The sequence below is a fragment of the Labilithrix luteola genome (assembly GCF_001263205.1).
In the GTDB taxonomy this organism is placed as follows: Bacteria; Myxococcota_A; Polyangia; order Polyangiales; family Polyangiaceae; genus Labilithrix; species Labilithrix luteola.
The window spans coordinates 7,206,027-7,227,883 of sequence record NZ_CP012333.1; the positions used below are offsets into that span (position 1 = coordinate 7,206,027).

Consider the following 21,857-nt stretch of genomic DNA (forward strand, 5'->3'; position numbering starts at 1 on the left):
ATGCGTTCGTCCCTCGAGCCGCTCGGATTACGGCGGCGACACTCGGCCGGCAAGACGTTGGTCGTTCTCGGCAGCTCCTTTGCGCTTGCGTGCGTCGCCGCGTCCGCGTGCGCGGTTCCTCTCGACGGCGGGGTCGACGATCTTCCGTCTTCGGAGCCGGTACCGTCGTTCGTCGACGATGCCGGCACGGATGCTCCGGATTCCACGTTCGAGCTGACGAACTATTGTCCCTCGAACAAGTGTTCTACCGGTCTGACCACGTGCCCGAACTCGCGCTTTCCGTGTGACGTCGATTTGCGATCCGACCCCCGCAATTGCGGATCGTGTGGATTCACTTGCCCGAGTGCAGCAAACGGCGCGCTGTTCGCGTGCGCCGAGGGCAAGTGCCAGATGACGTGCACGAACTCGCCCCGAAGATTCGATTGCAACGGCATCGTCGACGACGGTTGCGAGGTCACCGCGAATACCAACGAGAATTGCGGAGGGTGTGGAGTCACGTGCACCGACCCAGAGAGCCCGTGCACGACGAGGAAGGGCCTCCAGCGGTGTGGATGCCCTGCCCCGGAAATTGTTTGCCCCGACGGCGACGGATTCGGTTGCGTCAATGCAATAGGAGACGACACGAATTGCGGCGCGTGCGGCAACGCTTGTGATCGGACGAACGGCGGCGCCCCCTCCTATGAGAACACTTACTACGGGTGCGCCGCAGCCTCGTGCGGTCACCTCAAGTGCGAGGTCCTCTGGGGCGACTGCAACTTCAACATCAAAGCGGACGGCTGCGAAACGTACCTGCTATCCGATCAAAACTGCGGCGGGTGCGGCAACGTTTGTCCTGCCGGCATGGGTTGCTACGTCAATCTGCAGTCGTTCCAGGCCGAGTGCATGTGTCCGCCCGGCAAGACGCTCTGCGAGATAATCCCCGGACTCGCAGCCGCTTGCGTCGACATCACGAGCGATCCCAAGAACTGCGGCGGGTGCGGAGTGACATGCTCAGGCTCGGACTCTCGGAGCCACGATTACATGTTCCCCTCCTGCCGAGGTGGCAGCTGCGAAACGAGCTGCGAGATGGGACGCGCAGACTGCAACGGTAACGGCGAAGACGGCTGTGAGATCAACACCAACTCCGATCCTCGCAATTGCGGAGAGTGCGGACACGCGTGCGACGGGGTCGCGGGTCAAGCGTGCATCGGCGGTCGATGCGCCGTCGAACCGTGCGACGTCGAAGCGGGAGAGGTGACGACGCGATGAATCACCGTACACTCTTGATAGCGACGCTCCTGACGAGCACGGGCGGTGGGTTTTCAATCGCAGCCTGCGCGTCGGACGAGTCGAGCGCCGCTCCGACCGATGACGGTAAGACCATCATCGAATCGGACGCTGGCGCCAGCCCGGATGCCACGGGCGACGTGAGCGAGGCCGATATCGACGCCGGCCCTTGCACCGACTGCGCGTGGTTCCCTGTCGATTGCAGCCCGGAAATCCCGTGCGAAAGCGGTCCTTTCGACCCGTCGACGGCGGGGGGAGCGATCGACGGACGAGCGCGCATCCACAGCATCCGCGGACGCTCGGCTTCGGACGTCTGGGCGGTGGGTGCGCTCGGCGCCGTCGCGCGCTACGACGGGACTTCGTGGACGCGCCTCGATATCGGCGATCGCTCGACGACCAAGGCCATATGGCTTCGTGACGACACCGAGCTCTTGTTGGCGAGCATGCACCGCTTCCACTCGCACGACGCCGGTGTGACGAGCTGGTTCGGCATCGATCTCACACAGGCTTTCGATTCGCCAGTCCCCGATTCGCTCTCGCCCTCGTCGTACCTGCTCACGTCGGCCTGGGCGGCGGACGGAGCGACATGGATGTGGTGTACGAGCATCGATTCGCAAGTCGCCCCCAGCTATGACACGCCTCCTGGCCTCTGGCGCTTGCGTTACACGAGCACGAAGACGGATGGTCTCGAAGTCGTCGAAGTGCCGATTCCGACGGAAACGTGCGAACTGGGCGGACAGGCCAACAGCGGCCTTTGCCAACGGCTAAACGGCGTTCACGGTTTCGACAAAAGCCAGCTATGGGCGGTCGGCAGCAGGGGGGTCACGTTCCACGTGACCGACGCGGACGGTGACACCCCGAGTTTGCGCGCGTTCAACAGCCAGACGGAGAACGAGCTCCGTGCAGTCTGGACAGCGTCGGCCAGGGAGGCTTGGTCCGTCGGCGCGGCAGGCACCATCCGTCACTACGCCGGAGATCCGGGGCGCTGGGACGTCGTCGTCGACGTGCCGATGAGCTCGAACCTCAACGCGATCTGGGGCACGTCGCCCACTGACGTGTGGGCTGTCGGCGACGATTCGGTCGTCCTCCACTACGACGGCGTGCGCTGGTCGCGCGTGCCGGTTGGTGGTCTCGGCGTCCGCCGACCAAACCTCACCACCGTATGGTCGCCCTCGCCTGGACAGGTGTGGATCGGCGGCGACGGAATCATCCTCTCGCTCGGAGGAAAGTCATGAAGACTTCGATTTTCCTCGCGCCTCTCTTCGTTGGGTGCGCCCTGACGGCAAGCGCCGCGTGCAGCAGCTCCTCGGAGAGCCCTGTCTCGGCGCCTGAGCCGGATGCTGGCAATACGACGATCACGGACGCCGCCGGCAACGTCGACGTCGACGTCGACGTCGACACCGATTCGGGACCGGACGGCTCGACGTGCAGCCCGGATGGATGGTGCCCTACGAAGATCCCGAATTCGAATTTCCAGATGCGGGATATCTGGCCTTTCGAAGATCGCGCGTTCGCCGTTGGTATCAGCCCAACCCTCGGCGTGAAAGTGATGGAGTGGACCGCCGCTGAGGACTCGTGGCGCTACATCGACGACGATACGCAGCACGATTATGGTTTCGGCGAGTACGTCGGCTCGCTCTGGGCACCGAACGAAAACGAGCTCTATTACACGATCGGGCCGGGCTACGTCTATCACGGCACCCGCGGAACCGACGCGAACTGGACGTGGACGCGTCACCGGCTCCCCGACAATGGTTGGGAGAACATGGCGGCGCAAAGTGGAAACCCATCCTTCCACTTCCCAGAGTCAAATTACGGAGCCGCAAACTACCCAGCACTCGGTGTCTTTGGGACCAGCGCCAGCGACGTTTATGCGTGGTTCTCCAACACCATCTTCCATTGGAAGGACGACGGCAGCGGAACACCCTCGTGGGTCGCTGAACACATCATCGAGTTGCCGACGAGCATTTCGGAAAAGACATCCATCGTGAGCGCCGGAGCTTCCCCCTCGGGAGAACTATGGTTCACGGGCGCAAGGAGCTCACCAAGCTATGGCCTCGCGAGCTGCGCCATCGTCATCCGCAAAACCGCATCGGGCTATTCACGCATCGTCGATGGGATTCTGCAAAACACCTCGCCGAGCAGCGGGTGCGGAGCGAAGCCAGGCTATCTCCGGCTCACGGGGTTGGTGACCGACATTCACGTTACCCCATCCGGCCGTGTCTTGGGGCTCGGCTGGGTCGAGGGGGTGGTCGAGTTTTTCCCAGGAGCGACCGACGGAGACTGGTCCTTCCGAGCATCGAAGTCGGACTTGATAGGGCTGCCGAACGCCTATCTCTCGATGTGGGCGCCGTCCGACGCCGAGCACTGGCTCAGCGGCAACGGACTCGTCGTCCGGGGAAGCAACGTCCTCGATGACGGAGAGAGCTGGAGAATCTCGTCGATTGCACAAAACGGCGCACCCATACGGCAGTATTTTTACCGGATTCGCGGGACTTCAACATCGAATATCTGGGCGGTCGGAAATGGCTATGCGCTCCACAAAACTTCGACTCCTTGATCGGCACGCGATCGGTGCGCTCTTCGTCCTCGCGCCCTTGGTTGGGGGAGCTCTCGCCACGGCGTGTGGTAGCGACGAGAGCGTCCGCTTCGACGATGCCGAGTCGGACGCGGGGACGCGCGATGACGCGACCGCGCCGGGCGACGAGCTCGATGCAGGCGCCAGGGCCGACGCACAGGACGCCACGACCGACGACGGGCCGTTCGACGCCGCCGTGCGCGAGGTCAGCTGCGAGTCCTCGAGCTGCGCGATCGCGCTGACGCATCCGACAACGCGCAAGGGAGAGTCGACCTCGGGGCAGGGGTTCTGCGCGCTCCTGTATGACAAGACGGTCGCGTGCTGGGGCTCGAACACCGATGGTCAGCTCGGAAACGGCTTGGACGACGGAGTGGCAAGCGCGATCCCACAGCACGTCGTCGGCTTGTCGAACATCGTTTCGGTGAACGGCGCGTGCGCGCTCGACGAGGATGGCGCCGCTTGGTGCTGGGGGTTCGGGCCATTCCTGCAGGACGAGAGGGGCTACGCCACGGTCGCGAGGACCCCGGTGAAGCTCCCGATCCCGGGCGCCACGCGGATCAGCGCGCCGAGACTCAACCTCTGCGTCCTCATCGAGGGAGAGGCCGAGTGCTGGGGCTTCGCCAGCTATGGCTTGGCTCCCGCCACCGACGGCGTGCTTCCCCCCGCCGCCATTGCGCCAGTCCCGATACCGATGCCGGACGGCGCGAAGGCGCGGGATATCTTCCATACCGATTTCGCCGCCTTCGTGCTGGGCGACAACGGGAAGTTGTGGAGCTGGGGCTCCCGTGCGGGGGTAGGGCGGGTAACGTCGTTTTCTCCTGATCGCAATCCCGATTCGATCGCCCTCGAGGGCGTCACGAACGTCTCCGTTGCGAGTCGAAACGCGTGCGCCGTCGCCAACGGTATTCCCTATTGCTGGGGCAGCGACGCAGACTACGCATTGTTGCCCGAGCCGGTCGTTACCCCCGAACGCGTGGTTCAGATCTCCAACACCGACAGCGTCGCGCAGCTGCCTCGACGCTGGTGCGCCGTAGGCGGCTCGGGAGCGGTTTATTGTTGGGGATACAACGCGAGCGGACAGGCCGGGGACGGTACGACGGAATATGCCATGACGGCCGTCAAAGTTCCGCTTCCGGCGCCTGCCGTCCACGTCGAGACGACCGCGGACAGCACCTGCGCCTTGCTCGACACCGGCAAGGTCCTCTGTTGGGGTAGCAACTACTACGGCCAACTCGGGAACGGAAAATTCAAGATACCAAGCCTCGTTCCAGTGGAGGTTCTGTTGCCATGAGGCACGTTGCGGTCATGGGGATCATCGGCGCCGCGATCGCCGCGTCGGCGTTCGTCGGGTGTGGAAAGAGCAATGGATTCGTCACTGGAGACGACAAGCAATTCGATTTCGATGCGTCGACGGCGCCGGATGGGCCCGTCTGCGGGAAGCAATGCTCGCTCGATGCGCGATCCATCATCGATGGATGTACCGGCGAGACCGTCGAGGCGTGTTCGGACGACAAGGCCTGCGGCGCTGGCGTCTGTCAGGAGCCGTGTGCCGCGGCCGCCGCGGACCGGAGCTCGAACGGATGCGAGTTCTATCTGCAGGAGCCGCTCTATACGAAGGTCTACGGGCAATCCTGCTACGCGGCGTTCGTCGTCAACACCTCGAATCAGCCGGTCGACGTCACGCTCGAACGAGATGGAGCCGAGCTCGACATCTCCAAAGCTGTCTTCTCGACGCAGCCGGGCAGTGCAGACTTGACTCCCCACGAAGGATCGATCGCCCCCGGCGAGAGCGTCATCCTGTTCGTCTCCGACAAAGGCCCGAACGGGCCGGTCGCGACGGTCCCCGCCGTGGGAGAGCCGGTCCCGTGCCCCAACGGCGTCGTCGCAGCATCCTATGCGTTCCCCGGTCCGGAGGGCACCGGCTTCGGCTCGTCCTTTCGCTTGAAGTCGACGCTCCCCGTCGCGCTGTCGTCGATTTATCCGTACGGAGGCGCATCGACCTACCTACCCGGCGCCACGCTCCACCTGCCCGTCGCATCGTGGGCGACGGAGAACATCATCGTCAACGGCTGGGAGGGGTTCCACCACCCGGATATCCACGCTTGGGCTGGCGCGCAGATCGTCGCCTCTGACGACACGGACATCACCATCGTCCCGACGACCAACCTGGCAGACGGAGTAAACTTCGTTGGAGCGGCGGCGCATCGGCCAACGACCTACCACCTGGAGAAGGGCCAGTACCTCCAGCTCTCGCAGCAAGCGGAGTTCACGGGGTCGCTCCTCTACTCGAGCAAGCCCGTGGGCACCTTCGCGGGACACGGGCTTCCGTTCGTACCGACGTCGAGTTGCTGTGGGGATATCATCCAACAGCAGATACCGGCCTTCGGAGGGTGGGGAAATGAATACGTCGGCGCAGGTTATCGGCCGCGGCTCGGCAACGAGTCCGAGCTCCTGCCCTATCGCATCGTCGCGGCGCGCGACGGGACGCGGCTCGACTACGATCCGGAGATCCCCGCCGGCGCGCCCACGGAGCTATCCGCCGGAGAGTTCGCGACGTTCGCGGCCCCCACGGGCCACCCGTTCGTCGTCCGAACGCAAGACGCCGATCATCCGATTTACCTGGCCGCGTACATGTCGGGTGCCGATGGTGGTGGCATCGCTGGCCCGTCAGGGTTCGACGGTCGCGGCGATCCGGAGATGGTCAACGTGATCCCAACCGGACAATATCTGAACTCGTATAGCTTCTTCGCAGATCCGACCTACAGCGAGACCTCGCTCGTCATCGTGCGCCGAAAGAACCATGACAAGTTCGAGGACGTCTGGCTCGAGTGCGCCGGCACCCTCACGGATTTCAAGCCGGTCGGTACGCGCGGTGAGTACGAATGGCGTCGCGTCGATCTCACGCGAAATCATGGGCCCGGCGACACCTTCGGCGATAGCACCTGCACGAGCGGTTTGCAGCGCATGCGCAGCGAGGGCGCCTTCACCGCAACGATCTGGGGCTGGGACCTCTATGCCAGCTACGCTTATCCGGGCGGCATGGCGCAGCGCAAGCTCGTGCCCAATGCCCTGCCGCCGGTGAACTGACGTGCGAACCCAACGGGCGAGGCCGCGTCCGAGTGGGCCTTCCTCGAGCCGATAGGGCGTCTTACTTGATGGTCGGCGGCTCCGCCTGGTGGATGGGGCGGAGGCCGCTGCCGCCGACGTATCCGTAGCTCGCGTCCTTGGCGACTCCCCAGACGGTGATCGCGAAGGGGCCATCGCTCCGAGCGACCTGGCGTCCGTAGCCACACTCTCCCTTCGTGAACTTCTGGGGCAAGAACCCGCTCGTCAGCTTCACCCATGCGAACTCGTACTGGCCGCTCGTACCAACGGGCTGCCAGCCGGTGATCTCGCCGCCACACTCGAGCTCGACGGGCATGAAGTCGCCCTTCGTCGGTTTGCGGCGCACCACGGTGAGCGTCGTGTCGGGATACGTGAAATCGGTGAAGAACACGTAGTGGTCGAGGTACTGATCCGCGGGAGGAACGTTGACGAAGTCCGGATCCCCCGTCGTGCGCGAGCCCGTTCCGTTGCCGTAGTTCGAGCCCGTCATGTAGACGTTGACGTGGAAGGGATGCTTCGCGTCCTGGCTCTTCACGACGAACAGCTGATCGGTGATGAAGCTCGCCGCCTGTCCTGCCGCGAGCGTCTCGGGCGCGTTGAGCGGACGCGAGGGTTCGTACGTGAGCTGGGTGCCGTCCGCGGCGCCGACGATCGTGTAGGGGACCTTCTCGCGCAGGTCCTCCGAGAAGCTCGTGATGCGCGAGTGGAACGGCACGACGGCGTACTCGGTGCCCCAGTATTCGAACGGCGGGATCTGCTGCTGGAGCGTGTCACAGGTCGAAGCCACCAGGTCGGTGCAATCCGCTCCGCCGAACACGCCGACGGGCTTGGTCGTCTCGATCGGGCTACCCGTTATCGGGCGCTGCAAGAACTGGAGCACTTCGCCCTTCGAGAGCTTCCACGTCTGCGTCACGCCGGCGGCGGCACCTGCCACGGCTCCTGCGGCAGCGATCTCCACGGTTGGACGGATGCTGACTTCGGTATCGTCTTCGCTCGCGATCAGCTGGAGCGACCGCCGTTTCTTCGTGTCGCCGAAGTCGTTGGGGCTCACGGCGAAGTAGTTCTTCGTCCACGACGAGACCGGAAGAAGGAGGGTCGCCGTCGGGACGTACGAGAGAGCGCCCCCGTACGGATAGATCGAGTACGCAGAGACGGGCGCGTCCGTCGTGAGACGGAATGCCGTCGTCTTCGCCGTCCCATGAATGATGGGGTCGACGAGCATCGCCGGGGTGACGCTCGGAGGGCACCTCACGTCGAACTCGCCGTACTTCGTGTCGTCGTGCGCGAGGAACACGACAGCGACCTCGCCCGGTGGAAGCGGCCCATCGAGCAGCGTGTACACCGGGTCCTGCCCGCTCTGCTCGACGGTGTAGACGGAGCTCGAGATGTCGAGGGCCGCGCTGCCGTGCTCGGCCGAGATCGTGACGGCTCGATCCCAGGTATTGGCGATGATCGCCGCGAAGCACCCGCCCTTGCCCTGGGTCGGAGTTGGCGGCGGAACGGTCCAGAAATCGCAGCCGGCCGAGCCCTTCGTCAGCATCGCCGCCGTGCAGGCGTCGACGCACTTGTCGATCCCGCAGCCCTCGTCGGCTCCGCACTGCGCGACCACGGTCTCGGCGCCCTCGCAGCCGTCGAGCACCTGCTTGAGATCGCGCGAACAATGAATTCCGCACCTCGGCGGCTCCTCGACAGAAGCCCCCGCTTCGGTCGGCTCGGGGACGAGCACCGACGGTGACTCGTTCTCGAAGCCCTGCCGGCTCGAGCATGCGACGATTGCCAAGGCCACCGTGCTCGCGCAGAGCACACCAGGGATCAAGCCAACGGAGCGGTCCGAGCGTTTCATGGACTCTCGATTTCTCTAGAAGCGAACCGAAACAGGGGTGGGATGCGGATCCGGATCGGTCGTGCCCTGACCGAGCTCACCGCGCTGGTTGCTCCCCCAGCAGACGACGCTGCCGTCCTCGAGGAGCGCGCACGCGGTGCGTGATGCCGTGGCGATCTGGACCGCGTGCCCGGTGAAGGTCTCCACCGGACGGAACAACATCGAGTAGGTCGCCTTCTTGGGGTCCTCTCCAAGCACGCCCAAGTTGTTGTCGCCGGCGCACTGCACCGTGCCGTCGGTCAGACGCGCGCAGGTGATTTCACCCGCCGCCGCGACCTGCTGCGGCCACGCCTTCTCGCTCTCGATGGTGACTCGGCGGGGCCTGGGGGAGGAGTCGGGGAGCCCGGTGCCGAGCGCACCCATCGAGCTCGCGCCCCAGCAGTGAACGTACCCGTCTGCGACGGCGCAGGCGTGCGCGCGGCTCGACGTCGTGGACGAGACCGAGAAGCTCGTGGCGGGGCCGACGCCGATCGCGACCGGCCGCTCGTCCGGGCTGAGCGACGCGAGGCGCGCAGAGACCACGGCCTGCGTGCCAGCGACGGCGCCCCACGAGAGGATCTGTCCGGTGTCCGTCAGGCCGAAGCCCGTCGATGTGCCCGCGGTAGCGCGGACGACGTGGAAAGATCCGAGCACGGCCTTTCCAGGTCCAGCGACTGTCGTGGTCGTGATGCGCGCGAGCTGGCGCTGGGAGTTGTCGCCCCAGCACCAGATCTCGCCGCTCGTGAGCACCGCGCACGCGCCTATCGGCCCGACGTCGACGCGGCTCGCCGCGCTCGGCAGCGCGACACGGCTCGCCAGGGGATGCGCGTTCGTATCGGTCGCGGCGGGATCGACGACGAGACCGAGCTGCCCCTTGTCGTTGCCTCCCCAGCAGTGGACATCGCCGCCGGCCACGACCGCACACGTGGTGGTGCCGCCGGCGCTCAGCTGAGACACGTCCGCAAGGGCGGTGACGGGCGTCGTCACGCCGGGCGTACCTGCGTCGCCCGCGTCGATGTCGCCACCGTTGCTCGTACCGGCGTCGGGGCTCGTCTCCACGCCGAGTGAGCCCTTCGTGTTGTCGCCCCAGCAGCGCACGGTGCCGTCGCTCATTCGGGCGCAGAGATGTCCCTCGCCGGCCACGATCTGCACGGCGCAAGGTGTCGTCGCGCAGACGACGGGCTCGTCCGTTGAATCGAACGGGGCCTTGTTCGACGCCGCGTCCGCATCCACGGGAGTGGCTGCGTCGTTCGGATCAGGCTCGGCATCCGATGGCGGAGGTGGCGTCGGTGTCGTCGCATCCGCGTCGTGATCTTCGATGAACGTCAGCCTCGCGTCGTCCGAGCTGCAGGCCGCGATCACCGCGGCGGTCAGGCAGGTCGTGGCCGGAATCCAGAAGGTCAGTCGTCGCATGGGAGTCTTCATGGGCGCGTCTTCAAGGCTTGCCTGCAAGCGTCCTGTGGAGCGCGATCTCGGAACCGACGACCCAGAAGTCGTCCTTGCTCTTTCCCCAGATCGCCGTGAACGATTGGTTGACGGGCAGGTCCGTCAGGCGGATGGCCGCCTGCTGCCACTTCGTGCCGTTCCAATGGGTGACGAGGCCGGAGCCGCCGACGCCCCACGTGTCGTCGAGGCCAGTGCCCCAGAGTCCGACGATGGGCCGGTCCCACGTGTTCGAACGCGTGAACGACCAGACGAAGGTGCCGCCACCGTCGGTGCTGGTGCCGCGCCAGAAGCCCGGGACGGTGTCGCTCGTCTGTCCGCGGATCCAGAGCGAGCTATCCGAGCTGAGACCGATGGTGAGGAGGTCGCGTGCCTGCGGTCCGTACGTCGTCCCCTTCGGATCGGGCGGCAGATCGATCGCCGTCCAGGTGTCCGTTCCGGGTGCCCGTCGAAAGAGCGCTCCGTAGAGCGACGGGCTCTTGCCCTGTCGGTATTCCTGGCCGACGAGCCACATGCCGGTTCCGGGGCTACCCAGAACGGCGCTGACGGCGACGGGCTTCGACGACAGAGTCGTGTCCACCGTCCACCCCGAGCCGCCGTTCGAAGTGTCCCCGTCGTAGTGGAGGATGCGGGCTCTCCAATCCCAGGGGACCTTGCTGCTGTTCGTCACTCCACCGACGGCCCAGACGTCGTTGGGACCCGTCCCGCCGACGGACAAGATCGGAATCGTGGTGTCTCCGGGCAGGTCGACGAGCGTGAAGACGAGCGCGGCCGAGGTCGGTCCGGTGCCGTGAAACAGTCCCGCAGGCGTGACGGCCCACACGTCGGTCGGCCCCGTTCCCCAGATCGAGAACTTGGTGCCCGTGGTGTCGGTCAGATGAGCGTGGACGTTCCACGCGCTGCCGTCCCAGCGAAGCACGTCGCCTTTGTTGCTGACCGTCCAGACGATGCCTTGGCCGTCTCCCCAGACACCGACGAGGTTCGTTCCTGCGGGGACGTCGGAGTGACAGAAGTCGTCATCCGAGCAGATGCGCAGACCAGCATCGACGTCGTCGGAACCGTCGACGGCTGCATCGCCGCCAGCATCGACCTCTCCGTCGTCGGTCTCCGACGCGTCGAGCGGTGGGGTGATCGTGGTGCTTTCGCCTCCGTCGGGCGACGGCTCGATCGGGGTGTCGTTGGTGTCGGCCGTGTCGGCGCAGGCGGCGAGCACAGCCGCCGTCACGGCCGTCATCGTGAGGAGGCCTGCGAACGTCACGAGGCTCGCGGTTCGGAGCGACGATGCGTCCTTCATTGGGAACCTGCCTGCTTGCCCGGCTTCGGACCGGTGTAGTGGAGGACGACGCCGTCACCGACGACCCATACGTCGTTCGGCCCGCTCCCCCACACGGCGCGAAGGTTGGGCTTTCGTCCGAGAGGGAGCTGCACCGTCGCCGGCGCGAACGCCGTGCCGTCGTAGTGGAGGATCGTCCCGCCATCGCCCACGACCCAGATGTCGTTCGGGCCGCTGCCCCAGACCGATCGAAGGGGCTGTATGGTCTTCGATTCGACCTGCTGCCAGCGCTCGTCGGCCGGAGTGATATGCCGGATCGTCCCGAGACCACCGACGGCCCACACATCGCTCGCGGAGCTTCCCCAGATCGACAGGAGCGTGACGTTCGTCTGGCTGTCGACCGGTGCCCACGAAAGAGAATCGGCGATTGGACTCGCGTCGGCACCCGCGTCGGACGGCATCCCGTGCAGGGTCTTGCCGCGCTCCTGCGGGGCGTACGTGCTGTTGTCCGCGGTCATCCACACGTCCGCCGGCGAGCTCGCCCAGTAGCGCGTCACCGTCTCCGTGCCTTGGATCGGGCGCCAACCAATGCCACCGTCTTCGTACTCGGTTCTGAGGAACTGGTTGCCGGTGTAGCTCTTCCCCGCGGCCTGGAAGGTGAACCCTCGGGATCCGATGCGGACATCGCTCGCGGAGCTTCCCCAGACGGCGCGCACGGCGGTTTCGCTGGCCTCTGGGAGCGAGGTGGGCACGTTCTCCCAGGCGGCGGCCCCGTTCTGGAGGCCGGTGCCGTGAAGGACCAGCCGCGTGCTGCTGACCACCCAGATGTCGTTCGGGCCGCTGCCCCAGATGTCGAAGAACGTGTTCTGGACGCCGGAAGGGACTGGAGCCCAGACCGTTCCGTCGTAGTGGATGATCGTGCCACCCGAGCCGACGGCCCAGACGTCGTCGTTGCTCGTTCCCCAGATGGCCAGCAGTGCGTTGAGCGGGCTGACGGTCGTCGGCACGAGGCACCAATCGACCGTGCTGCAGTCCACGACCTCGGTCGTGCAGCCGGGGTCCGTCGGTTCGCACCCCGCGTCAGCGGGACCTGCATCGACGTCGACCTCTGCATCGGCGGCGGGATTCCCGTCGGGCAGCAGGATGCTCGCGTCCTCCGAGGAGGTCTCGCGCTCGTCGGAGTTCGTCGCGCAGCTCGCGAAAGCCGCGATCGGGATCGCAAGCAGTGGCCCTGTCGCGAGAGCGAGGGCTCCTGTCTTCCACCTGCGCTTCATTTCGTCTCGCCTCCGCCGGCGTCACACTCGGTCATCAGGCACTTGCCCTCGATGCAGGGTTGACCCACGCCGAAGTCACATTCGTGCCCGCACGCTCCGCAGTGGGCGGGATGGCGCGTCAGATCCGTCTCGCATCCGTCGTTCGGATCGCCGTTGCAGTCCGCGAACCCAGGGAGGCACGCGGTCTCGCAGATGCCCTTCGAGCAGAACGAGTCCTGGTTCGCGCGCGCAGGCAGACAGAAGAAGTTGCAGGCACCGCAGTTGCTCTTGTCGTTGAGGAGATCCTTGCAGCCCTTCCTGCACTGGGTCAGGCCGGACTTGCTGCACTTGTCGAGACACTGAGGTCCGACTCCGTCGTCGCGGCAATCCTGGTCGGGCCCGCACGCGATCCCGCAGCCGCCGCAGTTGTTCGGGTCCTTGCTGGTGTCGACTTCGCAGCCGTCCGACGCGCAGCCCTTGCCCAGGTCACCGTTGCAGTCGCTGAAGCCCGAGTTGCACTTCAGCTTGCCGCACTCGCTGTTCTTGCAGCCGTAGAACGTCTGGGAGGGCATCGGGGAGCACGCCGGCACCGGCGTCGTGCACCTGTTCCCGCATGCACCGCAGTGGGAGTCGTCGAAGCGAGGATTGACGCAGCGCCCGCAGTCGAGCATTCCACTGGCGCAGCCGCACTTGCCGTTGATGCAGCGCTGTCCGGCGGGGCAGACGTTCCCGCATGCGCCGCAGTTCTCGGCGTCCCCGGCGATGTCCGTCTCGCACCCGTCGTCGATGAGGCCGTTGCAGTCACGGAAATCCAGGGGGGCGCCATTCGAATCCTGCTTGAGCTGGCATTCGAACACGCACTTGCCGTTGATGCAGCTCGCGCCCATGTTGATGCTGCCGTAGCCGAGGCACGAGACGCCGCATGCTCCGCAATTCGCCGGATCGTTCATGAGGTTCGTCTGGCACCTGAACGACGGCGACTTCGAGCAGTCGGCGTACGGCGCCGGACATTCGGTGGCGATGCATGCGAGCACGTGCGGAGGCTGGCTCGCGCTTGCGTCGGCATCGCCGGCGTCCGGTGGGGGAGTGAACGACGGCGGCGTGGCGACGACGTCTGCGCCCGCATCGCAGAAGCCGAGGTCGCAATCCTGTCCGATGATTGCCTCGTTGTTACCGGCGCACGCCGGCGCGACGGCCGCGATGGGCAGCAAGACGGCGACCCACGCGGCGTGCGTGAGCAAAAGCTTGGCGCGACCCCCACCCATGGGGCGGGCCGCCGAGCGACTCGATCTCATCGTTCTGCTCTCGTTAGGGCTGTCCCGCGCAGCTCAATTCCACGCGGCGGGTTAGTGGGCTCTTCGGGCGCCCATCCAGGAACGTCTTTGCTTCGCGAACGGCCTCGTCGCGCCGTCCGAGACTGCAAAGGACGATGATTCGTTCGGCGGCTCGATCGACGGCGAGCCAGCCGTTCGGGAAGGTCCGAGCATGCTCGTCGAGGAGGGCGAGCGCGCGGCCGGCTTCGCCTTCCTGGAGCGCACGTCGTGCGCTAGCGAGGAGGCGCGCCTCTCGCTCGAGTGCGTCGTTCGTTGGTGTGACGGTCGCGGACGCCTCTGAAGGGGCCGATCTCTTCGCGTTCGGCGGTGTGCTCTCGACGCCCTTGACCGTAGGGAGTGCGTTGACCGCAATCGAGGGGATTGGAGGATCGCTCTCGATCGCGGGCTCGCGAGGAAGCTTCGGTGTTGGAGGTGGCGCGGCGGGTGCAGCTTCGAGTGGCCCGGCAGCCGAGCTCGGCGTCGATCGCTCCATGCTCTCGTGGATCCAAATCGTGCCGACGACGGCCATGGCCGCAAACGAGAGGCCGACGAGGAGCGCCTTTTTCGATCCGATTGCGCTTGCGCTACTTCGCCCGGGTGATGCTGGAGCCGAGGCTTCGGATGAGGCCGCGGCCGAAGCGAGCGAAGCCTGGATCTTGGCGAGGACTCGCTCCGCATCGGCGTCGGTCGGGTCGTCCTCGTGTTCGAGTGGCGCGAGCAGCGACGGCTTTTTGTGGGGCGCGGAGCTCATTTGTACCTCCAGCCGTCATGGGCACCGTGTCTCGCCATCGCCGCCTCGAGGTAGGCGCGTGCTGCTCGGAGCCGGCTTGCGGCGGTGTGGCGGTTGATGCCGAGGATTTCGGCGATCTCGTGGACCGGCCTGTCTTCGAGGTCGGCGAGGATCAAGACGGCGCGCTTCTCCGGCTCGAGGTTGTCGAGGATCGTTTTGAGAACACGCACCGTTTCGCTCGTCTCGGCTTTCTTCTCCGGACCGTGTGCAGACGAACTCGGGAAGCGGTCGACGTCCGTTCCTCCCTCCACCAAGGCACTCCATCGCCCTCGCGAGCGGCGATGTCGCTGGACGATCCGAAACAGAACCGAGAAGAGCCAGGCTCGCTCCGTGCCACGTGATTCGTAGGTGTCGAGCAGCTTGTGAATGGTCAGAAACGTCTCTTGCACCACGTCATCGAGCTCGGTCGAGCGCACACCGAGACGACGCGCGGTCTTCCACACATATGCAAAATACATATGGTAGAGCTCGAGAAACTCGGCGTTTGATTCACGAGGACTCACGCTGACGACGCCCGATACCGGAGGTGGCGGAGAGGTTACCGCCTCCGATCGGAACAACGGAGCGGGACGGAGCTCACTCCACATGCGCGCGACCATCCCCCGTATGACTTCCGGCGGAGCACCCGATGGTTACGAAAACGGATCAGAAGATGACGAATTCGGCACCAAGGCTCAGCTGGACCCCAACAGGGCTAGGCTCGTGCAGCTGAAGGGTGTTGCTCGACGTTGCGAGCGCGACTGTGGGGGCACCGATGGGGAGGCGAAGGTCCACTGTCGAGAACAAGCTAAGGCGGGGAGCGAGCCGAGCTTCGAGTCGTCCTCCGAGGCCTGCCGTGGGCCAGAGGTGCGACGTGGTACGTGGGGCGCGGATTCCGAAGCCCTCGACTCGCATGTACGTTACATCGAGGGTCGCGCTCGGTCCGATGGCGAGCGCGCCGAGCGGCACCATGTAGCTTCCGAACACTCCGACCTCGCGCATGTCGAACGACGCGCCGGCGGTGTCGGAGAACATCGGCGACTGGCGTGACCATAGCGTTGCGAGCACGCCGGCCCGATACCGGTCCATGCGCAGGGAAGCCGAGCCGACGAAGCCCACGCCGATGTCGGGGAGTGGCCCTGACTGGGCCGATCCGCCGAAGCCGAGCGCGATGTTTGGCCAACGGGAAGGCGCTGCGCGGTTACCAGGCGGAGGTGACTCGAGCTTCTTCGGACCGGTTTGCGGTGGCGAAACAGGAGGAGACGCCGCGGCGGAGGGCTGTTCGGGGGCCGGCTGCTCGACGGTTGGTTGTTCGACTGCGACGGATCCGTGCCGCGAGGGATCCATCGCGAGGGCGATGACGACGGCGGAGGCCTCCGCGAGCGCGGAACACGTCGGCGCATCGAGCGCCCTCGTCTCTTCGACTCCGGCCGTCCGCAACGTCAACGTGAGGTGAAGGGGACGGCCCGGCGGCTCCTCGATTTGCGCACTCGCGACCACGGGCGGAGACTCCGTCAACCGCCCTTGAACGAGCTGCTCGACGCGGTGGGTAACGAAGGATGGCCCAGGACATCCCGCCGGTGCGTTCCACGTGAGCTCGAGCGGCGGCGTCGCCGTCGCGTGGGCCGGCGTCGGGCGGCTTACGCAAAGCGCCAGGCAGATCGCGCACGCCGGCAGACTCCTCACGCCGCCAGACTATCATCGGCCGAGCGCGTCGACGCGTTGCCAGGCCTCCTCCCTCGGGAGCCCTGCCAGTGCACGGGTAACTTCCGTGACGTACTGCAGCGTCAGACTTCCAGCGTTGAGCTCGAAGACAGATAGGCGCTTCTGTCGTCTTCGCGAGCGCCGGAACATCGCAGATGCGGTCGGGAAACGAGGTATGAACGCGGCGGTAGAACCCGGCGAACAAGCTCGTCCGTGACGCACGGTCGATTTCGTGATCGCTTCATGCGGCTCTGATCAATGAAGCGCGTGCAGATTGCGGTAGAGAGCATCGGCTCCCTCGTGCTCGAGTCGACGGGACCCGTATCGGGGGTCGTGCCGACGACTCTCGACTTCGCGTCGCTCGTCGAGCAGTACGCGGACTTCGTCTTTCGAAGCCTCCGTCGGGCCGGGCTCGACGCGGCGACCTCGGAAGATGCTGCGCAGCAGGTCTTCCTGGTTGCCTCGCGCAAGCTGCACGACATCACGGCGGGTAAGGAGAGGGCATTCCTCTATCGCACCGCGATGAACGTTGCGGGGGAACTGCGACGGAGGGCGTCGAAGCGGGCGGAGGTCGAGCTCGACGAGGAGGGGGCGACGACGCGAGCAGCGCGCCGAGTTGCTCGTCGGCGTCGCTCGAAGAGGTGCTCGACCAGCAGCGCGCGCGAGCGGTCTTGCTGGAGATCATCGACTCGATGCCAGAGGCTCTTCGTGACGTCTTCGTCTTGTGCGAGCTCGAGGAGCTGAGCGCTCCAGAAGCCGCGGCATCCCTCGACATCCCCGTTGGTACCGTCGCTTCGCGCCTCTCACGTGCGCGGCAAACGTTCGATGAGTGCCTCGCTCGTATTCAGGCGCGTCGCGCCTTCCGGAGGCCAGTATGAGTGATTCGTCCGAAGAGCGCGAAGTGTTGCGTCGTGCGCTCGTGAGCTCGTGGCACACGGAGCGCGCGCCCACGCGGCTGCGTGCGAACCTCCTCGCGCTCGCGACCACCGAAGCGGTGCTCTCCACGACGTCCTCTTCATCTGCGTCCAGCGGAAACGGCGCAGTCACGCAAGGAAGCAACGTCTCTCCGGCGCTCGCACCAGCGTCGACCGCGGCGTCGGTCGTCACGAACGTGGGCACATGGAAGCTCGTCGCCGCGCTGGCGCTCGCCGCCGGCGGCCTGGCCGCGACGGTGGTGTCGAGAACTTCGTATACGAGCGCTACTCCGCTTCCCGCGGTGACAAGCGAAGCGACCACGAGCTCGCCGGCAGCGCTGCCCGGTCAAAGCGCGGGGAGCCCGGCGCCCTCGGCTCCTTTCGTCTCGAACGAGATCGCCTCGGTCTCGATCCACGATCTGCCGTCCGCGCCTTCCGCGCTGCGCCCGACTCCTCGCGTTGCGGCGCCGTCGCTGCGTTCGGAATCGCCCCAACCCGCCAATGCCGGAGCGCGACTCGCCGAGGAGACCGGGCGACTCGCCGCGATTCGCTCGGCGGTCGCTGCCGGTGATCCGCGGGAGGCGCTTCGTCTGCTCGACGGATACGAGGCGGAGTTCGCCTCGGGGGTCTTGAGCGAGGAGGCGGAGGTGCTCCGCATCGAGTGTCTGGAGCGAATGGGGAACGCTGCGCAGGCTTCCGAACGTGCCCGCCGCTTCCTGCGCGAACGTCCCGCGAGCCCATACGCGGCGCGCGTCCGTGCCACGTCCGCTCGGCAGCCGTAGCAGCTCGGTTCGCAACCGCCTGGAGGAGTCGTATGAAATCGCGTCTTGCTTGCCTGGCCGCCGCCGGCGCGGCCATCGTCGTGGCGTGCGCCGACCATCCGCCGCTCGACTTCGTCGGGGATGATCCCGCCTCGGAGACGCCGGCTGCTCGTCCGGCTGAAGAGGCGCAGGACTCTTCGACCCCGCTCCCCGGTCCGAGCGACGGCGGGAACGAGACGGGGAACGATGCGGCGAACGACGCAGCGAACGATGCAGGGGATGACGCCGGGATGACGCCCGAGCCGGGTGATCTTTGCTCGACCGCCGATGAGATCACCTCGCGCTCGTGTGGCCAGTGCGGTGAACAGAAGGCCATCTGTCAGGACCTCAACGGGAAGCTCGCGTGGAGCGGCTACGGGCAGTGCACGGACGAGAAGGGGGCGTGCATGCCCGGCGATACGAGGGCTTGCGGTGACTGCGGTACCGAGACGTGCACGAACACCTGCGGCTGGGGACCCTGCATGAACCAGCCCATGAATCACTGCGCGCCGGGGACGCTCGAGCGCACGAACGCGGGCTGCCCCGCGGGGGGCTTCAGGAAGCGAACCTGCGAGGCCACGTGTCAATGGGCGCTCTACTCGCCGGCTTGCACCGCTGCAACGGCCGCGGACCTGTTCGCGGGCGCCGCGACCCATTCCGTATACATGCGTGCGACCGACGGCACGCTGTACGGCTGGGGCCGCGATCAGCTCGGTCAGCTCGGTGACGGTGAAACCGGCGCCAGCGCCAACAAGGACACGATCTCTCCGGTGTGGTCGCTCACAGACGTGGTCTCGCTCCAGGGAGGCGGCGGTACCGGTTCGGGGTTCGCGTGCGCGTCCTTCGCGGACGGGAGCGCGAAGTGCTGGGGCAACAACGGCACGTTCGGGCTCGGCGACGGCTCGGGGTCCTCCTCGCTGACTGGGGTGACGCCGACCGGGTTCGGCGCAGACGTGGTGTCGATGCACGCCGGTCTCCAGCACGGCTGCGGTCTCTTCGCGGACGGGAGCGCGAAGTGCTGGGGCTACAACACCTCCGGGCAGCTCGGCAACGGAACGACGGCGAACTCGACGACCCCGGTCGTCGTGGGCCTCACCGGCATCTCGAAGCTCTACACCGGTCAGACTCACACCTGCGCGCTCAAAGACGGCGCTGCGTACTGCTGGGGCGCGAACGGAAACGGGCAAGTCGGCGACAAGACGACGACCAATAGGAGCACGCCGACCCTCGTGATCGACGCTGGAGTCGTGGCGCTCGCTCCGTCCAACACTCACACGTGCGCCCTCATGACCGACGGCACGGTCAAGTGCTGGGGGCAGAACACGTCCGGCCAAGTCGGCAACGGGAGCGGCGGAGCTGGCAATGCCCCGAACGTCACGTCCCCGGCGATCGTCGTCGGCATCGACGGGGTTGGCAGCGCCCTCTCGGACGTCGCAGAGGTCTGCACGGGAGCGTGGCTCAGCTGCGCGCGACTCACGGATGGCCGCGTCGCGTGCTGGGGCATCAACAACCTCGGGCAGCTCGGCATCGGCGGAGCGCCACCTCCGGTGTCGAACGTACCGAAGGTCGTCACCGGCGTCGCGGGGGCGACCAAGCTCGTATGCGGCGTCCAGCATGTCTGCGTCATCGACGCCGCCAACAAGGTGAAGTGCTGGGGCGACAACCAGTACGGTCAGATTGGCAACGGCGCGATGCCAGTAATTGCCACTACGGCTCAATTCTCGGCTTTCTAATTTCTTGATGACGGTCTCGCTCGATATTTAGGAATAAGGAGCGTCAGCCAATGCGTTTGACTAAATCTGGCCTCTTCGGCCTTGGTGTCGCGAGCTTGTTCGGCACGCTCGTCGGGGTTGGATGCGGTGCGGACGGTGGTACCGACGTGACGCTCGAGCCCCCGGTCCCCGATAGCGGCGCGAAGGAGGGAGAGGTCGACTCATCGACGACGCTCCCCGCTTCGAGCGACGCTGGGACCGACGCAGGCAAGCGCCCCACGCACGACGCTGGCAAGGATGCAGGGGACGACGCTGGCAAGGATGCAGGGGATGCCGCGGCGTCTACGCCCGTGCCGGGCGATGCTTGCACCACCGCCGACGAGATCGTCTCGCGCTCGTGCGGAATGTGCGGTACCGAGAAGACCATTTGTGAAGGCGCCGGCGGGAGCCTCGTGTGGAGCCCTTACGGCATTTGCAAGGATCAGCGAGGGGAGTGCTTGCCCGGCGAGACGCGGGCGTGTGGAGACTGCGGTACTCAGACCTGCACCGACGGCTGCGGCTGGGGACTATGCATGAACCAACCCGTGAATCACTGCACGCCGGGCACCATCGATCGCACGAACGCGGGGTGCACCGACGGGGGCTTCAGGAAGCGGACCTGCGAAGCGACGTGTCAATGGAACCCCTATTCGGTCAGTTGCAGCGCCGCTACGGCCGCTGATGTCTTCGTGGGCGCCACGACCTTCTCCTCGTACATGCGTGCGACCGACGGGACGCTGTACGCTTGGGGGCACGATCAGAACGGTCAGCTCGGTGACGGCGAGAGCGGCGCCATCGCCGACAAGGGCACCATGACACCGGTCTGGTCGCTTAGCGACGTCGTCTCGCTCGAGGGGGGCGGTGGCACCGGGGGGTTCGCGTGCGCGTCCTTCGCGAACGGGAGCGCGAAGTGCTGGGGCGACAACGGTACGTTCACGCTCGGCGACGGCTCGACGGCGAGCTCGCTGGCCGGCATCACGCCGACCGGGTTCAGTACGAACGTGGTGTCGATGCACGCCGGTAACCAACACGTCTGCGGTCTCTTCGCCGACGGCACTGCAAAGTGCTGGGGCCTCAACGGCGGCGGGCAGCTCGGCAACGGATTGACGGCGACCTCGACGACCCCCGTCACCGTGAACCTCACCGGGATCTCGAAGCTCTACACCGGCCTCACACACACCTGCGCGCTCAAAGACGACGCGGCTTACTGCTGGGGGAGCAACGTCAACGGGCAAGTCGGCGACGCAACGACCGCCAACAGGAGCACGCCCACCCTCGTCATCGGCAGCGGGGTCGCGTCACTCGCTCCTGGGGGCTCCCACTCGTGCGCCGTCATGACGGACGGCACGGCAAAATGCTGGGGGCAGAACGTGTACGGCGCGATCGGCAACGGGGCCGGCGGCACCGGCGCCGCGAACGTCACGTCCCCAGCAACCGTCGTCGGGATCGATGGCGTTGGCAGCGCCCTCACGGACGTTGCGGAGGTCTGCTCGGGAGTGTCGTTCAGCTGCGCGCGACTCACGGACGGTCGCGTCGCGTGCTGGGGGCTGAACAGCTTCGGCCAGCTCGGTATCGGCAGCAAGGCAACTTCGAACGTACCGAAGGTCGTCAGCGGCGTCGCGGCGGCGACCAAGCTTGCGTGCGGCTACCAGCATGTCTGCGCCATCGACGCCGGCAAGAAGGTGAAGTGCTGGGGCGACAACAAGAACGGTCAGATCGGTGACGGAAAACTGCCGACGATCGCGACCACGGCTCAGCTCTCGACCTTCTGATGATGCGTGCACCGCTCGACGGCTCCGGAGGGGCGAGCGGTATTCACCGAGACCG

At 66.2% G+C, this 21,857-nt stretch carries 18 protein-coding genes; 10 read left to right on the forward strand and 8 right to left on the reverse strand.

Annotated features, from left to right (window positions below; translation table 11 throughout):
* The 5 genes from AKJ09_RS31270 to AKJ09_RS31290 are packed head-to-tail and all read left to right on the forward strand — an operon-like array spanning position 1 to position 6,931.
* Entirely contained in the window at positions 1–1,248 is a 1,248-nt protein-coding gene (locus tag AKJ09_RS31270; RefSeq protein WP_146651520.1) for a hypothetical protein, read from the forward strand.
* The gene (locus tag AKJ09_RS31275; RefSeq protein ID WP_146651521.1) at positions 1,245–2,501 is read left to right on the forward strand and encodes a beta propeller repeat protein; all 1,257 of its coding nucleotides are present in this window, start codon (positions 1,245–1,247) and stop codon (positions 2,499–2,501) included. Before AKJ09_RS31270 ends, AKJ09_RS31275 begins: the two co-directional genes overlap by 4 nt.
* Entirely contained in the window at positions 2,498–3,826 is a 1,329-nt protein-coding gene (locus tag AKJ09_RS31280) for a hypothetical protein (RefSeq protein ID WP_146651522.1), read from the forward strand. The genes AKJ09_RS31275 and AKJ09_RS31280 overlap by 4 nt, the downstream gene beginning before the upstream one ends.
* Positions 3,798–5,135 (forward strand): RCC1 domain-containing protein, encoded by a 1,338-nt coding sequence (locus tag AKJ09_RS31285; RefSeq protein WP_146651523.1) that lies wholly within the window; start codon positions 3,798–3,800, stop codon positions 5,133–5,135. The genes AKJ09_RS31280 and AKJ09_RS31285 overlap by 29 nt, the downstream gene beginning before the upstream one ends.
* Positions 5,132–6,931, forward strand: coding sequence for an IgGFc-binding protein (locus AKJ09_RS31290; RefSeq protein ID WP_146651524.1), 1,800 nt, complete (start codon positions 5,132–5,134; stop codon positions 6,929–6,931). Before AKJ09_RS31285 ends, AKJ09_RS31290 begins: the two co-directional genes overlap by 4 nt.
* Positions 6,932–6,992: 61 nt before the next feature.
* Here the strand turns inward: AKJ09_RS31290 and AKJ09_RS31295 are convergent, their stop codons facing one another.
* The 8 genes from AKJ09_RS31295 to AKJ09_RS31330 form a co-directional block, all read right to left on the reverse strand.
* On the reverse strand, positions 6,993–8,792 hold the full coding sequence (locus AKJ09_RS31295; protein WP_146651525.1) for an IgGFc-binding protein: 1,800 nt from the start codon (positions 8,790–8,792) through the stop codon (positions 6,993–6,995).
* 15 nt (positions 8,793–8,807) lie between these two features.
* Positions 8,808–10,235, reverse strand: coding sequence for an RCC1 domain-containing protein (locus tag AKJ09_RS31300; RefSeq protein WP_146651526.1), 1,428 nt, complete (start codon positions 10,233–10,235; stop codon positions 8,808–8,810).
* Between the two features lie 10 nt (positions 10,236–10,245).
* The gene (locus AKJ09_RS31305; protein WP_146651527.1) at positions 10,246–11,547 is read right to left on the reverse strand and encodes a hypothetical protein; all 1,302 of its coding nucleotides are present in this window, start codon (positions 11,545–11,547) and stop codon (positions 10,246–10,248) included.
* Positions 11,544–12,800: a beta propeller repeat protein gene (locus AKJ09_RS31310; RefSeq protein ID WP_146651528.1), complete on the reverse strand. Its 1,257-nt coding sequence runs from the start codon at positions 12,798–12,800 to the stop codon at positions 11,544–11,546. The genes AKJ09_RS31305 and AKJ09_RS31310 overlap by 4 nt, the downstream gene beginning before the upstream one ends.
* Positions 12,797–14,074 carry a hypothetical protein gene (locus tag AKJ09_RS31315; protein ID WP_146651529.1) on the reverse strand — a complete coding sequence of 426 codons (1,278 nt, stop codon included), beginning with the start codon at positions 14,072–14,074 and terminating at the stop codon, positions 12,797–12,799. Before AKJ09_RS31315 ends, AKJ09_RS31310 begins: the two co-directional genes overlap by 4 nt.
* Positions 14,075–14,087: 13 nt before the next feature.
* Positions 14,088–14,843, reverse strand: coding sequence for a hypothetical protein (locus AKJ09_RS31320; protein WP_146651530.1), 756 nt, complete (start codon positions 14,841–14,843; stop codon positions 14,088–14,090).
* On the reverse strand, positions 14,840–15,340 hold the full coding sequence (locus AKJ09_RS31325; protein ID WP_169928016.1) for an RNA polymerase sigma factor: 501 nt from the start codon (positions 15,338–15,340) through the stop codon (positions 14,840–14,842). The genes AKJ09_RS31320 and AKJ09_RS31325 overlap by 4 nt, the downstream gene beginning before the upstream one ends.
* A 187-nt stretch (positions 15,341–15,527) precedes the next feature.
* Positions 15,528–16,547 carry a hypothetical protein gene (locus AKJ09_RS31330; RefSeq protein WP_146651532.1) on the reverse strand — a complete coding sequence of 340 codons (1,020 nt, stop codon included), beginning with the start codon at positions 16,545–16,547 and terminating at the stop codon, positions 15,528–15,530.
* Positions 16,548–16,823: 276 nt separating this feature from the next.
* Between AKJ09_RS31330 and AKJ09_RS31335 the strand changes: the two genes are divergently transcribed.
* From AKJ09_RS31335 to AKJ09_RS31355, 5 genes are read left to right on the forward strand one after another with little or no spacing between them, the layout of a single operon-like run.
* The gene (locus tag AKJ09_RS31335) at positions 16,824–17,309 is read left to right on the forward strand and encodes an RNA polymerase sigma factor (protein ID WP_146651533.1); all 486 of its coding nucleotides are present in this window, start codon (positions 16,824–16,826) and stop codon (positions 17,307–17,309) included.
* Positions 17,258–17,443: an RNA polymerase sigma factor gene (locus AKJ09_RS56350; protein ID WP_146651534.1), complete on the forward strand. Its 186-nt coding sequence runs from the start codon at positions 17,258–17,260 to the stop codon at positions 17,441–17,443. Before AKJ09_RS31335 ends, AKJ09_RS56350 begins: the two co-directional genes overlap by 52 nt.
* Positions 17,440–18,261, forward strand: coding sequence for a tetratricopeptide repeat protein (locus AKJ09_RS31345; protein WP_146651535.1), 822 nt, complete (start codon positions 17,440–17,442; stop codon positions 18,259–18,261). The genes AKJ09_RS56350 and AKJ09_RS31345 overlap by 4 nt, the downstream gene beginning before the upstream one ends.
* A 32-nt stretch (positions 18,262–18,293) precedes the next feature.
* Complete coding sequence (locus tag AKJ09_RS31350) at positions 18,294–20,012, forward strand: RCC1 domain-containing protein (protein WP_146651536.1); 1,719 nt, start codon at positions 18,294–18,296, stop codon at positions 20,010–20,012.
* Positions 20,013–20,062: 50 nt separating this feature from the next.
* Positions 20,063–21,802 (forward strand): RCC1 domain-containing protein, encoded by a 1,740-nt coding sequence (locus AKJ09_RS31355; protein WP_146651537.1) that lies wholly within the window; start codon positions 20,063–20,065, stop codon positions 21,800–21,802.
* The last annotated feature ends 55 nt before the right edge of the window (positions 21,803–21,857 follow it).